The organism is Halopseudomonas xiamenensis (assembly GCF_014219065.1).
Lineage (GTDB): Bacteria > Pseudomonadota > Gammaproteobacteria > Pseudomonadales > Pseudomonadaceae > Halopseudomonas > Halopseudomonas xiamenensis.
The window spans coordinates 1-15,594 of record NZ_JACLGO010000007.1; the positions used below are offsets into that span (position 1 = coordinate 1).

The window sequence follows — 15,594 nt, forward strand, 5'->3', positions numbered from 1 at the left end:
CCTGAACCGCCGTATACGGAACCGTACGTACGGTGGTGTGAGAGGACGGCGGCTGTGAAGCCGCCTCCTACTCGATTCCAGGCGCTTCTTTTACCCCTCCCTTCCTCCCTCCTCGCTGGTGCACTCCGTGCTTTGCTCTTTTGCCGCGCCGGCATCATGAGTGCGATGGATTTTCCATGAGCATCCAGCGTCAGGCCGACGATCAAAAGGGGATCGGGTCAATGTGATGCCGTCAGGTGCCAAGTTCCTGCCATGCAAGAGCTGTTGACGGCAGTAGAGTAGGGGCAGCGTACTCTGATAGAGGAAGTAGTAGGAGGATAGCGAAGGCTGGGGTACTGCTTGGGAGAAAGCTCAAGGGAGTGAGTCACTCCCTCTTAATATTTCTTGTTTTTGTTTTATGAGCTGTTTCTTGTTCTTGTCTTCGACGAACCCATTGGGTGGTCTAAAGCAAGCGGATTGCTTTGGATGCGCAGGAAACAGCAATAGTCGGATATGACATTGGGTCCGGTGGGTTGCTTGGGCAACTTTTATTCTTCTCGGCTCCAACCGAACACCTGGTCCGATTGCTGGTACTTCCCATTCTCCAAAAAAAATCAGTTTGCTGCACTCGCACGTTTTGTTGTTGTTATGTGTGGAGCTGAATCTTGTTTTTGTTATGGGGTCTTGCTGTGGTTTTTATTTTTGTTGTGCTCATAACAAAGCAGATGTCGTGCCATGTTTTGTATTTCTTTTAGAATCAATAGGTTATGTAAAATTTGGAATCGTGCGGAAAAGGCGGCGAAGGGGAGTGTTACCGTTTGCCCCGTTAAAGTGTTACCGCTGGCTGCCAGGCGGGTAGCAATCGGCTGGGTAACAGCCGCGTGGTAACACTCGGTTCGTAGTCGGTGATGCTCGGCACCCTGGCTGGCCAGGATGCCAAGCATGCTTCGATCAGTTGGAGGGTACAGGTACCGCCGCTACGGTATCAGTGGCCGCACGCCGGCGCCTGAGCAGCAGTGCACCCCATAGCAGGCCGAGCACGGCCGACAGCGCCGATCCCGCCAGCACACCCAGCTTGGCCGCACCGAGCAGATTGGGGTCGCTGAAGGCGAGCATGGCGATGAAGATCGACATGGTGAAGCCTACCCCAGCGAACAGGCCGATCAGCCAGATACTGGCCCAACTGACACCTGCTGGCAAAGTGCACCAGCCCAGGCGGACCACCAGCCAGCTCATGCCCACGATGCCCAGTGGTTTGCCGGCCAGCAGCGCCAGCATGATGCCGGTGGTGACCCAGAGTGCGCCGTCGACCGACAGATCCATACCTTCCAGGCTGATGCCGGCATTGGCCAGCGCGAACAGCGGCATGATGCCGAACGCGACCCAGGGATGCAGGAGCGATTGCATCCGGACTACCGGCGGCAGCAGTTCGCGCTGGGCCAGGCGCAGCTGGCGGAGGTGCTCGCTCATGTGCTCGAGGTCCTTGCTGGTCGACGAAGCACGCCCGGTTAGTTCGCCGGCGAGGCGCGCCAGCATGTCCAGCGGTCGCTCGCGCATGCGGATCGGGATGACCGGGGTCATCAGACCCAGCGCCACACCCGCCAGGGTGGGGTGGGCGCCGGTCATCAACAGGCCGACCCAGAGTATTGCGCCGGGCAGGACATAGGCATAGGCGGTGCCGATACCCATCTGCTGCAGACCCAATACCAGCAGCAGGCCGGCGCCGGCCACCAGGAAGCCGCTGTAGTCCAGCCCGCCGGAGTAGAACAGGGCGATAATCAATACCGCGACGATGTCATCGATGATCGCCAGCGCCAGCAGGAATACCCGGACATTGGCTGGGATCGAGCGGCCCAGCAGGGCCAGCAGGCCGAGGGCGAAGGCGATATCGGTGGCGGTCGGCACTGCCCAGCCATCCTGGCGCGGGGCGGCGCCGTTGAACAGCAGATAGACGATCGCTGGCAGCATGACCCCGCCGAACGCCGCAGCGATCGGCAGCCCGGCCTGGCGCAGGTTGCGCAGCGAGCCTTCATGGATCTCGCGCCGCACCTCCATGCCGACCACCAGGAAGAACACCGTCATCAGCGCATCGTTGATCCAGAAGTGCAATGGTTGGGAGAACGCCAGCTCACCCAGGCCGATCGACAGTGGCGTATGCCACAACGCATGGTAGGACGGTGCCCATGGGGAGTTGGCCCAGATCAGGGCCGTTGCGGCGGCGATCAGCAGTATCACGCCGCTGGCGGCCTGGATATGGATGAAGCGTTCGAAGGTGGCCAGGGCACGTTCGGCCAGAAGTTGGACACGAGGCAGTGCCTGCCCGGAAGTATGGCGAGTCATGTTCATTTTCCCGGCACAGGCGGCCCGACCTGTGCAATGAACCTGCCCGCCCGCGATATTGCGGCGACACACCTTGGCTGCCGAGTATAGACGGTGCCGGCATCGGGTCCAACCCCATTGGACCAAAGTCCAGTATCGGACAGCGGAGGCGGTTTATCAGCCCGCCGCCGAGCGTACGGTGCGCCGGACGCTATCGGCCAGCTGCAGCAGGCGCGGCAGGTAGTCCTGCTCCAGCACTTCGAGCGGTACGCGGGCCGCGTTGGTGCTGATGTTGATTGCGCCCAGCAGATCGCCATTGCCAGCGAACACTGGGGCTGCCACTGAGCGCAGCCCCAGGTCCAGCTCCTGATCGACGATGGAGTAGCCCTGCTGCCGGGTGCGGATGATCTCCGCGCGCAGTGCCTGGGTATCGGTCAGCGAATGGGGGGTATGCGCGTGCAGGGTGATCTGCGCCAGCCGCCGGTCCAGCTCGGCATCGCTCAACTGGGCCAGTAGCACCCGGCCCATGGAGGTATAGGCCGCCGGCAGGCGTGTGCCCACCGACAGGGTGATGGCCATCAGCCGATGGGGCGCCGCCGAGCGCACCACATAGACCACCTCGATACCATCCAGCACGCTGAGCGAGGAGGACTCGCCGATCTCGGCGGTGATGTCCTGCAGATAGTGCTGGATCACCGTGCGGTAGGTATTGGAAGTCTGGAACGCATGGCCCAGCTCCAGCACCCGTGGCGTCAGTTCGAAATAGCGTCCGCTGCGCCGCACATACCCCAGTGCATCCAGGGTCAGCAGGAAGCGGCGGGCCTTGGCCCGATCCATGTCCGTGCGGCTGGCCATCTCGGTCAGCGTCATGCGCGGATGCTCGGCATCGAAGGCGGTCAGGATCTGCAGGCCGGAGGCCAGGGCGGCGACATAGTCGCGGTCGCCGGGTTGAAGTTTGTTGTCCAGGGCGGTCTCTCCCGATGGTGAATAGACGGATTCTAGCATTGTTCGCATGCCGAACTTTGCAGCGTTATTTCGATTTCTACCAAGGCTGGTGTTGACGAGACAAAAACAATTGCGCCATTATGTTCGCATATAAAACATAAGTTCGTATAGCGAACAAGGCTCAACTACCTCACTGGAGGCATCCGATGGCTGAATTTCTCTCTCTCCGCGATGCGGTGAAGAACCACATCCAAGATGGTGACACCGTCGCCATGGAAGGCTTCACCCACCTGATTCCATTCGCCGCCGGGCATGAAATCATCCGTCAGGAAAAACGCGACCTGACCCTGATCCGCATGACCCCCGACCTGATCTATGACCAGATGATTGGTGCAGGCTGCGTGAAGAAACTGATCTTTTCCTGGGGTGGCAACCCCGGCGTGGGTTCATTGCATCGCATGCGTGACGCGGTACAGAAGGGCTGGCCGCGCAGTATCGAGCTGATCGAGCACAGCCATGCGGCCATGGCCAATGCCTATGAGGCCGGTGCCGCCGGCCTGCCGTTGGCGGTGTTGCGCGGCTATATCGGCAGTGACCTGCCCAAGGTCAATGAGCAGATCAAGTTCATCGAGTGCCCCTTTACCGGTGAGCGGCTGGCGGCGGTGCCGTCGGTACGCCCGGACGTGACGGTGATCCACGCCCAACGCGCCGACCGCAAGGGCAACGTGCTGGTGGAAGGCATTGTCGGCGTACAGAAGGAAGCCGTGCTGGCCGCCAAGCGCAGCATCGTCACCGTCGAAGAGATCGTCGATGACCTGGGCGCCTCGGTCAACGCCTGTGTCATTCCCGGCTGGGCGATCACCGCCATCGCGGTGGCCGAGAAGGGCGCCGCGCCTTCCTACGCGCTGGGCTACTACGAGCGCGACAACGCCTTCTACAAGGAATGGGACGCCATTGCCCGGGACCGTGAGGCGTTCCAGGCCTGGCTGAAAGACAACGTATTCGAGAACGGAGCGGCCTGAGATGACTATTGAATTCACCTCCTCGGAAATGATGAGCGTCACCGCGGCGCGCGCGCTGAACAACGACATGACCTGCTTCGTCGGCATTGGCCTGCCCAGTGAGGCGGCCAACCTGGCGCGCCTGACCCACGCTCCGGATATCACCCTGATCTACGAATCCGGCACACTGCAGACCAAGCCCGACGTGCTGCCGCTGTCGATCGGCGACGGCGAGCTGTGCGCCTCGGCGCTGACCACGGTGTCGGTACCGGAAATGTTCCGCTACTGGCTGCAGGGCGGCCATATCAGCGTGGGCTTTCTCGGCACTGCGCAGATCGACCGCTATGCCAACCTCAACACCACGCTGATCGGCGACTACCGCGACCCGCAGGTACGCCTGCCGGGTGGTGGCGGCGCGCCGGAGATCGCCACCAACGCCAGGGAAGTGTTCATCACCGTCAAGCACTCCAAGCGCACCTTCGTCAAGGATGTGGACTTCATCACCACCGTCGGCTTCGGGCGTGCTGGCAAGGCTCGTGACAACGTACCCAATATCGGTCGTGGCCCGAGCGTGGTGATCACTGACCTGTGCATCCTCAAGCCGGATGAGCAGAGCAAGGAGCTGGTGGTGACCTCACTGCATCCGGGCGTGACCCGCGAGCAGGTGATCGAGGCTACCGGCTGGGAGATCCGCTTCGCCGAGTCCCTGGAGACCACCCCAGCGCCGACCGAGCAGGAACTGACCGTGCTGCGCGAACTCAAGGCGCGTACCGCCGCCCATCACGCAGGCAACTGAGGAAGCGACATGACTGACGTATTCATCTGTCACCCGAAACGCTCGGCTATCGGCCGCTTCGGCGGCACCCTGTCCAGCGTGCGTCCCGACGACCTGGCGGCGCAGGTGTTCAAGGCGGTGCTGGAACAGGCACCGGAACTGGACCCGTCCGCCATCGACGAGGTGATCATGGGCTGCGCCAACCAGGCCGGCGAGGACAACCGCAACGTCGCGCGCATGTCGGCGCTGCTGGCCGGGCTGCCGGCCTCGGTGCCTGGCACCACCATCAACCGCCTGTGCGGCTCGGGCATGGATGCGGTGGGCAGCGCCTTCCGCGCGATCCGTGCCGGTGAGATGGAGCTGGTGCTGGCCGGTGGCGTCGAGTCCATGTCCCGCGCGCCCTATGTCATGGGCAAGGCCGACAGCGCATTCGCCCGTGGCCAGAAGATCGAGGACACCACCATCGGCTGGCGCTTCGTCAATCCGCAGATGAAGAAGCAGTACGGCATCGACTCCATGCCGGAAACCGCGGAAAACGTCGCCGAACAGTTCAACATCTCCCGCGAGGATCAGGACCTGTTCGCCCTGCGCTCCCAGGAAAAGACCGCCCGGGCCCAGGCCGACGGTATCTTTGCCGAGGAAATCGTCGCCGTGCAGATTCCGCGGCGCAAGCAGGAGCCGTTGATCTTCGATACCGATGAACACCCGCGTGCCTCCACGCTGGACAAGCTGGCCGCGCTACCGGCGCCGTTCCGTGACAACGGCACGGTCACCGCCGGCAACGCCTCCGGGGTCAACGACGGCGCCGCCGCCATGCTGGTCGCCAGCCAGGCAGCGGTACAAAAGCACGGCCTCCAGCCGGTCGCCAGGATCATCGGCATGGCCACCGCCGGCGTCGAGCCACGCATCATGGGCATCGGCCCGGTACCGGCGGTGCGCAAGTTGCTGGACAGGCAGGGCATCAGCATCGAACAGATCGATGTCATCGAGCTGAACGAAGCCTTCGCCGCCCAGGGCCTGGCGGTCATGCGCGAGCTGGGCGTCGCCGACGACGACCCGCGGGTCAACCCCAACGGCGGCGCCATCGCCCTGGGCCACCCGCTGGGCATGTCCGGCGCGCGCCTGCTGATGACCGCTGCTTTCCAGCTGCAGCGCAGTGGTGGCCGTTATGCGCTGTGCACCATGTGCGTGGGCGTTGGGCAGGGGATTGCGATGTTGATTGAGCGGGTGTAACCCCGTTACCTGGCAACCCCTGCACTCAGGGGTTGTCGAGCCCCTGCTCGACGACAAGTGACTTGTCGCAGCAACTTGGGGAGGTCCCTTGCTGGGTTTTGGGTATTAAAATGCCTATATAAGCCTGTACTGTGTTCTTTTTAAGCATTATATTGCCTTTTCGGCTCGAGCCAGAAAGGGCAGCAGACAATGAACAGCATATCCTTCGGCAACTATGTCCCGATGATGCCACTCAACTTCCTGTCAGTGACCTTCAAGAGCCGGGAGCTGGCATGAAAAAACTGGAAAACCGGGCGGACGTCTTTGCCGATATCTACCGTCAGCTGGATGAGCGCAGCATCAGCCTGGGCGAAACCATACACCAATTGCGTACCCGCATCACCGGCCTGACCCAGGCCGACTTCGCCCGGATGTGCAAGATCTCCCTGCGCACACTGCGGCAACTGGAGCAGGACAACGGCAACCCCACCCTGGAAACCGTCAACAGTGTACTGCGCGCCTTTGGCATGCAGCTTGGCGTAGTGCCGTTGCGGCGGCGCTGAGGCAGTATGAAGAAGAGCTCTTTCACCGCATACCTGCGGCGAATAACTTGTGCATGCGGAGATTGCGCCTCATAATCTCCGCATGAATCGCGGTGATTATAAATACATCTGGCAGTCCAACGATTGGCCGAACTGGCACTACGACCTGGCAGCACTGGCTGGGCCTTTGGCAGAGGTCAGTCGCGCCCAGGGGCTGTTGATGGGGCGCCTGGCCGACGTTGGTATGGCGCTGCGTGATCAGGCGAGCCTCGCCGCACTCACCGATGACGTGGTCAAGACCAGCGAGATCGAGGGAGAGCAACTCAATGTTGAATCTGTGCGCTCGTCCATCGCCTGCAGGCTGGGCGTAGACATCGGTACCCTGGCTCCGATCGATCGACATGTCGAAGGCGTGGTCGAAATGGTGCTGGATGCCACGGCCAACTGCCAGACACCGGTAACGCGGGAGCGTCTGCTCGGATGGCATGCTGCCCTGTTTCCCACCGGTTACTCTGGACTCTCCAGGATCAAGGTTGGCGGCTGGCGCGACGATGCCAGCGGGCCGATGCAAGCGGTCTCCGGCCCCATCGGTCGCCAGCAGGTTCATTTCGAGGCGCCACCGGCCGAACAGTTGGAGGCGGAAATCAGCCGCTTTCTTGACTGGTTCAATGGTGCGTCAGATGAACCTCTACTGATCAAGGCGGGGCTAGGCCATCTGTGGTTCGTCACACTGCACCCGTTCGACGACGGCAATGGTCGTATTGCACGGGCCATCGGCGATCTGCTCCTGGCGCGCGCTGATGGCAGCCCACAACGCCTCTACAGCCTTTCGGCGCAGATCCAGCGCGAACGCAAGGCTTACTACGACACCCTGGAGCGGACCCAGAAAGGGACGATGAACGTCACCGAGTGGCTTGCCTGGTTCCTCGACACGCTCCATCGCGCCGTCGAACAGGCGCAGCACATACTCGACGCTGTGCTGACCAAGGCGCGATTCTGGCAGCGCTGGGCGACCACGCCACTGAACGAGCGACAGCTGAAGGTGTTGAACAAGCTGCTCGACGGCTTTGAAGGCAAACTCACCAGCAGCAAGTGGGCGGTCATTGCCAAGTGCTCGTCCGACACAGCCCTGCGTGATATCAACGACCTGCTGGCGCGGGGTGTCCTGCGCAAGTCAGATGCGGGTGGGCGCAGCACAAGCTATGTGTTGGGTGATGCCCGAGATTGCGCTTTGGCAAAGGCAGGCCGATAATCATATGGTGTATTTAAAACCATATAGTGAGGGTCGCAAACATGACTCAGCGCTACATACCTACGCCACCCGATAGCGACATCCAGCGCTCTGGCATCATCAGCACCGCCATTCTCACGGAACTGGGGTTGGGCACCAGCGCCCAGGAGCTGCATCAGGCCGTGGAGTTGGGCCTGACCTGGAGCACCTTCCAGAAGTTGATGGACATCGTCAGTCACAACAAGAAACAGCTCTCAGCCATCCTGCACATCCCGCCCGCCACACTGGACAGGCGAGCTAAGGGGGGGCGGTTCAGCACCGAAGAAAGTGACCGAATTGTACGGTACGCGAAGGTGCTGATTGCGGCTGAATCCTTGTTCGAGGGTGATAGGGCGGCGGCAATTCTCTGGCTCGAAACACCGGCGAAGGCACTGGGAGGAGAGCGCCCCAGCGACTTGATATCAACCAGTGTCGGTACGAACGCAGTGCTGGATCTTATTGGGCGAATTGAGCACGGAATCATCACCTGATGAGCGAGGTTGCTACCTACTATCGAATTGTAAAAAGGCAGTATGTGGATGATGCCTTCTCAGGCGACGGCTCAATGAAGTTCGGTGGTCGGTGGAATCCCAAGGGCGTGCCCTGCGTATACGCGGCCGGTAGTGCTTCGCTTGCCACGCTGGAGACGCTGGTTCACCTGCAGGCTACCGGGCCGTTGCCGACATTCATCCTGCTCACCATCGATGTGCCAGTAGCTGAGGTTCGCTATCTGGCCGAGAAGGATCTACCCAGCGACTGGAGAGACGACCCGCCCCCGTTGAGCACAATGAGGCTGGGAAAGGGCTGGATAGATTCGGGTGACGGCGTTGCTCTGGTCATTCCCAGCACAATCATACCCATCGAGAGAAATGTGATCCTCAACGTGAGCCATCCGGCGTTCAAGGGTTGCTTGGGATCAGTCAAGCCTGCACCGTTTGAGCTGGACCAGCGTCTGCTCAAGTGATGGTTGGATAGACGTAACCGCCACCGAGCTGCGATCACATGCAGACATTCGTATCGGCGGGGAAAAAGGACTAACAATGGCAAGACCGGATTGGACACCGGCCAAACCCGTGCCCAGGTTGTTCAGCAACGCATAGGCCAAGCATTCTTTCGCCGAACTGCACTGTATGACCGTGCTTTTGACCAAGGACTGGTTACCCTGAATGAAGACTGGCGCGTGATACTGTCAACAACGCTGAAAAAGCCCGAACCACCACTACAAAAGCACTTCCATTCAGTTGAGGGCCGGAAGATAGAGTTGCCTGAGCGGTTCAACCCCGATCCGCAGCTGATGCAATACCACAGGGAACAGGTATTTGTAGGCTAAGTGGCAGCCTCTTACTCGTCTGCCCAGCGCGGTCGAGCAAGTCAACCATCGGCTGATGTCAGATGGCTTTATTGTTTACCTCTTCCATGCATAATGGGGTCGCCTGCAGTACGGAAACAAGATTTATCCGGGAGGAGCAATGGATGTCATCAGCTACCACACGCCGAAACCGCGCCAGCCAGCCGAGTGTGATGCTATGTGCCTGGTGGTGGAAGTTTGATGGGCGGATGTTTTTACGAGGAGCAGGCGGAGCCCTTTTTCCAGGAAACGGTTGCGGTCGATATGCAGCCTTTGTACGAGCGCTTTTTACAGTATGTACCCCAGGGGCAGCCTATTCTTGATGCAGGTTGTGGTTCGGGGCGTGATGCTCTGGCCTTCAAGCGACTTGGTTATCCCGTTCATGCGTTCGATGCCAGCACGGCTCTTGCTGCCAAGGCGAGCGACCTGCTCGGTCAACCGGTTGAGGTTCAGCGCTTTCAGGAGTTTGCAGGCGGAACTGAATACGCCGGTATTTGGGCGTGTGCCAGCCTGTTGCATGTAGCCGAAACTGATTTGCCTGATGCATTTTCCAAGCTCTGGCAGGCGTTGCTGGCGGGTGGCGTACTCTACTGCAGCTTCAAATATGGTGATTCGGAGCGCTGTAAGGATGGGCGCCATTTTACCGATGCTAACGAAGCGCGCTTTGGGCAATGGACAGGCGATCTTCCAGCTCTATCCCAGTCGATATATTGGATCACTGAAGACCGGCGTCCGGAGCGCACGGAGCAGTGGTTGAACGCATTGTTATTCAAGGCAGGTGTATGAGCAAAAAGCTCGTTGTAGGCGGTGACGACGATCCGTTCTTGCCCCATCTTTGCGCATCTATTCACCAGGCAGACGAAGTTGAGATGGCGGTGGCTTTTATCAAGAGCACCGGTCTACGTCTGCTGATGCCCGACTTGCTCCAAGCGTTGCGGCGTTCTGATGATATGCGGCCAGTGCGCATGCGTCTTATCACCAGTGATTACCTGGACGTGACCGATCCGGAAGCGCTGCGCCTGCTGGTGCTATTGCAGGAGCAGGGTGCCGAGGTAAAGGTATATGAGGCCGCCGATAGCAGCTTTCATATGAAAGCCTATCTGTTTGCCGGCTCCAGTGCGGACGGTCAGCAGTGGGGTAGGGCGTTTATAGGTTCAAGCAATATCAGCCGACAAGCGCTTCAGCATGGCTTGGAATGGAATTACCGCGTCGACCACCCCGGCGATGATGGTTATCTGGAGGCGCGCCAACGATTTGAGCAACTGTTCAACCATCCCGGAGCAGTTGTCCTGACTGATTCCTGGATTGATGATTATCAGAGCCGTCGGATCAAGCCTCTGCAGCCGTTTGAAGCCGGTAGCAATGAAGCTGATCCACCACCCGAACCTAGCCCGATTCAGCAACAAGCTCTACAGGCGCTGATGGACACCCGGCAGCAAGGTTACGTCCGGGGTTTGGTGGTGTTAGCAACGGGGTTAGGCAAGACCTGGCTGGCGGCTTTTGATGCGGTGCAAATGGGCGCGCGGCGGGTACTGTTTATCGCCCACCGGGAGGAAATACTCAACCAAGCGGCGAGTACCTTCGCCAGAATCAAACCTTCGGCGCGCATCGGGTTTTATCGAGGACAACAGCGGGATGCTCAGGTAGACATCCTTTGTGCATCCGTTCAGACCCTGGGCAAGATTGAGCACCTGGAGCGCTTTAAACCGCAGCACTTTGATTACATCGTTATTGATGAGTTTCACCATGCGGCTGCACCTACCTACCACCGCTTGTTGAACTATTTTGCCCCTGCCTTTCTGTTGGGGTTGACGGCTACCCCCGACCGAACCGATAGCGCCAATATCCTCGCACTGTGCGATGGCAATCTGGTATTCGAGCGGAACCTGTTTGCTGGCATCACCGCCAAGCTGTTGGTGCCTTTCCACTACTTCGGCATCTTCGATGATGACGTCGATTACCAGAGCATTCCATGGCGTAACGGGCGGTTCGATCCCGAGCTGCTGGCTAACAAGTTAGCAACGCAAGGGCGGGCACGTCATGCACTGACAACCTGGCGACTCAAGGCGCAGACGAAAACCCTGGCGTTTTGCATATCCACCCGCCATGCGGATTTCATGGCGCAGTATTTTATCCAGCAGGATATAAAAGCGGCGGCGGTATATGCCGACTCCAAACTGTCCAGGGGCGAAGCGCTGGAGCAGTTAGCCAGCGGTGAGCTACAGGTGCTTTTTTCCGTTGATCTATTCAACGAAGGAGTAGATTTGCCGGCTATTGATACGGTGATGATGCTGCGCCCAACGGAATCGAAAATCTTGTTTCTTCAGCAACTGGGTAGAGGATTACGCTGCTCGGATAACAAGGAAAAACTGGTGGTGCTGGACTTTGTTGCCAACCACAAAAGCTTTCTGCACAAGCCCATGGCGCTGATGAATGAGGCCATGAACCACCGTGAGTTAGCCAACTTTGCCCGAGCCGCTGAAGCGCAACAGCTGGAGCTGCCGGAAGGCTGCTACGTTAATTACGATCTGCAATTTATCGACTTCCTCAAGTCTCTGGACAGCGGCAGCGTCCAGACTGATTACCAAGCGTTACGTGACTCGTTAGGGCGGCCGCCCACCTTGACTGAGTTTTATCACTCTGGTGCCAGTATGGCCGATATGCGTAGGCAGTACGGCAGTTGGTTCGATTTGCTCCGCGCAGTGGAGCAGGAAATGACACCTGTCCAAACGGATCTGGCTACCCGATACGCTGACTTTCTTCGGGAAGTCGAAGTGACCGCCATGACTAAGAGTTACAAGGCGGTTTTACTGGAGGCGTTTTTGGAGCTGGGCGGTTGGCACCAGGCACCGGGTCTGGCGGCGCTGGCTTCACGTTCATGGCAGGTATTACAGCGACGGCGTGCTCTCCAATCAGATTTACCCGAAAATTATCAAGGCATAACGGAAGAACCTGCTGATTGGCGCGCCTACTGGAAAAAGAACCCAGTGGATGCCTGGACGAAGGGTAAGTTCTTCCACCTGGAGCAAGGGCTGTTTATTGCCAGCGTCAACATCGCCGAAGCAGAAGCGATCGAGTTCTCCGAGATGGTTCAAGAGCTGGTGGATTATCGTCTGGCTACTTATGTCGCCCGCCCCGGGGTGGTGCCTGCATCGGTGACGTCTATCCAAAGTGGCGCGAACAAGGTCGAGTTACCTTATTTCCCCAGTTTGAAAATTGCCTGCGGTCACTTTAGAACCGCCGATGCAGGTACTCCTGAATATAAGCTTGTCCCGAAGGAGTTGGGGCAGCTGGCGCCGGATAAGCATTTTATTGCTCGGGCATCTGGACGTTCGATGGACGGCGGTAAGTCGCCCATTCGGGATGGGGATTACCTGTTGTGTGAGCTTATTAGCGCGGCGAGTGCAGGCAAGCTCACTGGTGAGATTTTGGCAATTGAGCGACAAGACGAAGCAGGGGATAACCAATATCTACTGCGCAAAGTTCTGAAGGATGCCACAGGCCAATACACCTTGCGCGCCAATAACCCAGATTATGCGGACCTGATGGTAACAGATGAGTTACGGGCGCAGCTACGAACATTTGCGCGGTTAAAGCGCGTGCTGGACCCTCTAGCAATGATGGTGGGGCAGCGCTTTATGCGTGAAGATATTCCGCCGTTATTTGGTCAGGAATTTAACCCAGGCAGCTGGAATAGTGGCCATATTGTACTGCGCGATCCGGAGGTGCATGTTCTGCTAGTGACGCTCAATCAGCAGGGAAAAGCAGTGGATCTCCGTTACCTAAATCGCTGGGTAGATGAGCGGCATTTTCACTGGCAAACGCAGAACCAAACTTCGCCAAATAGCAGTCGGGGCAAGGCCATTATTGAGCACGAAAAAAACGGCTTGCCTATCCACCTATTTGTTAGAGATCACAAGCTGGAGCAAGGTAAGGCTGCGCCATTCACCTATTACGGCCGAGTGCGTTACCTGAAACACACCGGTAGCCTGCCGATGAGTATTGACTTCGAACTACTCGATATTTAGCTGAGCTCACCAACACCCACGCGGCGTGGGCGCCGCTCCCACAAAATGAGCGGGGAGCAGGATGGGGTGGGCGGGGCGGGGCGTGACGTGAGCTGAGAGGTGAGCCGTGTGTCTGGGTGTAGCTTGTTGCAGCAGCTCGGGTGGTGGGCTGCTGCTATGTTGGCTGTTATTTAGCCAGCGATTTAAACACTTCCACCAATCGCTCCGGACACTCCACCGCCGGCACATGCCCGACATTCTCCCACACCAGCGGTGCAGCCACGCCCAGCGCGCTGGACAGGGCTTCCAGTGAGCTGGGCGGGGTGGCCACGTCGTCAGTGCCGGCAATGACCTGCACCTTGGGCAGGATCTTACCCTTGAAGGCTTCTGTGAAGTTGCAACGCCCGAGCATCTCGCACAGCAGCGCGTAGCTGCGCTTGTCGGTGCGGCCCAGTTGCACGCGCCAGCCTTCTACCAGAGCTGGTTGTTGCTCGCAGGCAGTCGGGCCGAACCAGCGTGGGACGATATCCACGGCCATGGCTTCCAGGCCCTTGTCCATGATCATGGCCGAGCGTTGCTGCCAGCCGTCGGCAGTGCCGATCACCGGTCCGGTATTGGTCAGGGTGGCGGACAGCAGCTTGTCGGCATGCTGGCTGAGCAGTTGCTGGCCGACTACGCCGCCGATGGAGGTGCCGGCGAAGTGGAATTGCTCGGCACCGGCCAGCTTGGCCAGCATCAATGCTTCCTGGGCCAGGTCCTCGGCTTCGATGGCGGCGCTGGCCTGTGGCCAGGCGCTGCTGGCGCCGTGGCCGGGCAGGTCCCAGGTGAGCACGCGAAACTGGGTCAGCAATGCCGGCAACATGTCATCCCAGATGGCCTGGGTCATGCCCAGCGGGTGCGCCAGCACCAGCAGTGGCTTGTTGGCCTGGCCCAGCAGGCGATAGCTGATGGTACGGCCATTGTGTGTGCAGAACGCCATGAGAACTCCCGTCCGATTAAATAGTGTGCCGAAGTTCGCAGTGCGAACTTATGTTTTCAATGCGAACATCTTGCGGCGATTGGATTTGTTTCGTCAAGTGCAAAACGCCTGATGCTCCGAGTCTGTGGATTGCCGCGCCCTGCGGGCTCGCAAGGACGCTTGAGCAGGCGTGGCGGTGCGTGGTGTCACTGGCGGTGTGGGATGCCGGCTTTTTGAGTGATCAGGGATAGCGCCCGGTCAGTCGGTTTTCCACCAATTCGGCGAGGATGGTGTTGGTCAGGCGCATGATGGCGTTGGGGTTTTCGCCGCGGCGGCGGGAGGCGATTACCGGGATGGTGATGTTGTCGTCGGCCAGCGGCATGAAGGTGACCGCGTCGCGTTGCAGACGGCGCACCTGCTCTGGCACCAGGGTGAAGCCCATGTCCGAGGCGACCAGTGACAGGGCGGTCTGCAGGTCGTTGACCTGCTGGACGATATTGATCTTGAGTCCGCGCCGGCGAAACAGGCCCATGGTCAGGTCGGCGAAGTTGGGGCCAGTGCTGGCAGGGAAGGCGATCAACGGGACCTCGGCTAGCTCCTGCATGCTGGGTGGCTTGTCTGTCAGTGGGTGGGAGCTGGGCAGGGCGGCGATCAGAGGTTCGTCAAACAGTTTTTCCTGTTCCACGTCGGGGTCTTCGATGCTGATGCGGCCGAAGCCGATGTCGATCTTGCCGGCCTTGAGGGCTTCAACCTGCTCCCGGGTCTTGAGTTCGTGCAGGACGATCTCCAGGTTCCGGTTCTGCCGCAGGCGGCGCACCATCAGTGGTAGCTGACCATAGAACACCGAGGGCACGAAGCCGATCGAGAAAATGGTCTTGCGGTGCGAAGCGATGCGCCGGGTGTCGGCGACGGTTGCTTCCACCTTGTCGAGTATCTGCTGAGCGTGGGCCAGAAAGTAGATGCCAGCCGAGGTCAGCTCCAGGCCCCTGGCCTTGCGGATGAACAATTCCACGCCGATTTCCTCTTCCAGCTGTTTTATCGCCCTGGTCAGCGGTGGCTGGGCGATGAACAGCTTCTCGGCGGCGCGGGTGAAATTGCGCTGTTCCGCGACTGCGACGAAGTAACGCAGGTGTCTTAGCTCCATCCATACCTCCAGGGTATTGCTGATTACTTATTCAATATTGGTTCATACGGATGAAACTTCGTACTGTTCGAATCACAGCCTTTTTGCCTCGGAT

At 59.3% G+C, this 15,594-nt stretch carries 13 protein-coding genes; 9 read left to right on the forward strand and 4 right to left on the reverse strand.

Translation table 11 applies throughout. The features are described from left to right. Positions 1–930 precede the first annotated feature (930 nt). Positions 931–2,319: a Na+/H+ antiporter NhaA gene (gene nhaA, locus H6X51_RS06205; RefSeq protein WP_185266659.1), complete on the reverse strand. Its 1,389-nt coding sequence runs from the start codon at positions 2,317–2,319 to the stop codon at positions 931–933. Positions 2,320–2,475: 156 nt separating this feature from the next. Beyond that, positions 2,476–3,303 (reverse strand): IclR family transcriptional regulator domain-containing protein, encoded by an 828-nt coding sequence (locus tag H6X51_RS06210; protein ID WP_185266660.1) that lies wholly within the window; start codon positions 3,301–3,303, stop codon positions 2,476–2,478. A gap of 146 nt (positions 3,304–3,449) precedes the next feature. Here H6X51_RS06210 and H6X51_RS06215 point away from each other — a divergent pair, with 146 nt between their 5' ends. From H6X51_RS06215 to H6X51_RS06255, 9 genes are all read left to right on the forward strand, one after another. Then, positions 3,450–4,265: a CoA transferase subunit A gene (locus H6X51_RS06215; RefSeq protein ID WP_185266661.1), complete on the forward strand. Its 816-nt coding sequence runs from the start codon at positions 3,450–3,452 to the stop codon at positions 4,263–4,265. Position 4,266: 1 nt separating this feature from the next. Next, positions 4,267–5,040, forward strand: a complete 774-nt coding sequence (locus H6X51_RS06220) for a CoA-transferase subunit beta (protein WP_185266662.1) — start codon at positions 4,267–4,269, stop codon at positions 5,038–5,040. Positions 5,041–5,049: 9 nt separating this feature from the next. After that, positions 5,050–6,252: a 3-oxoadipyl-CoA thiolase gene (pcaF, locus tag H6X51_RS06225; RefSeq protein WP_185266663.1), complete on the forward strand. Its 1,203-nt coding sequence runs from the start codon at positions 5,050–5,052 to the stop codon at positions 6,250–6,252. Positions 6,253–6,524: 272 nt separating this feature from the next. Further along, on the forward strand, positions 6,525–6,794 hold the full coding sequence (locus tag H6X51_RS06230) for a helix-turn-helix domain-containing protein (protein ID WP_185266664.1): 270 nt from the start codon (positions 6,525–6,527) through the stop codon (positions 6,792–6,794). Positions 6,795–6,843: 49 nt separating this feature from the next. Next, a complete protein-coding gene (locus H6X51_RS06235; protein ID WP_328795628.1) occupies positions 6,844–8,025 on the forward strand; it encodes a Fic family protein in 1,182 nt (393 codons plus the stop codon). Positions 8,026–8,066: 41 nt separating this feature from the next. Beyond that, positions 8,067–8,534 (forward strand): type II RES/Xre toxin-antitoxin system antitoxin, encoded by a 468-nt coding sequence (parS, locus tag H6X51_RS06240; RefSeq protein WP_185266665.1) that lies wholly within the window; start codon positions 8,067–8,069, stop codon positions 8,532–8,534. Beyond that, positions 8,534–9,007, forward strand: a complete 474-nt coding sequence (locus H6X51_RS06245) for an RES family NAD+ phosphorylase (RefSeq protein ID WP_185266666.1) — start codon at positions 8,534–8,536, stop codon at positions 9,005–9,007. Before parS ends, H6X51_RS06245 begins: the two co-directional genes overlap by 1 nt. Positions 9,008–9,592: 585 nt before the next feature. Then, positions 9,593–10,177, forward strand: a complete 585-nt coding sequence (locus tag H6X51_RS06250; RefSeq protein WP_185266667.1) for a class I SAM-dependent methyltransferase — start codon at positions 9,593–9,595, stop codon at positions 10,175–10,177. Beyond that, a complete protein-coding gene (locus H6X51_RS06255) occupies positions 10,174–13,419 on the forward strand; it encodes a DUF3427 domain-containing protein (protein WP_185266668.1) in 3,246 nt (1,081 codons plus the stop codon). The genes H6X51_RS06250 and H6X51_RS06255 overlap by 4 nt, the downstream gene beginning before the upstream one ends. Before the next feature lie 166 nt (positions 13,420–13,585). On the opposite strand, the gene H6X51_RS06260 is transcribed toward H6X51_RS06255, so the two are convergent. Both H6X51_RS06260 and H6X51_RS06265 read right to left on the reverse strand, forming a co-directional pair. Then, positions 13,586–14,377, reverse strand: a complete 792-nt coding sequence (locus H6X51_RS06260) for an alpha/beta fold hydrolase (protein ID WP_185266669.1) — start codon at positions 14,375–14,377, stop codon at positions 13,586–13,588. Between the two features lie 220 nt (positions 14,378–14,597). After that, on the reverse strand, positions 14,598–15,500 hold the full coding sequence (locus H6X51_RS06265; RefSeq protein WP_185266670.1) for a LysR family transcriptional regulator: 903 nt from the start codon (positions 15,498–15,500) through the stop codon (positions 14,598–14,600). Between the last annotated feature and the right edge of the window lie 94 nt (positions 15,501–15,594).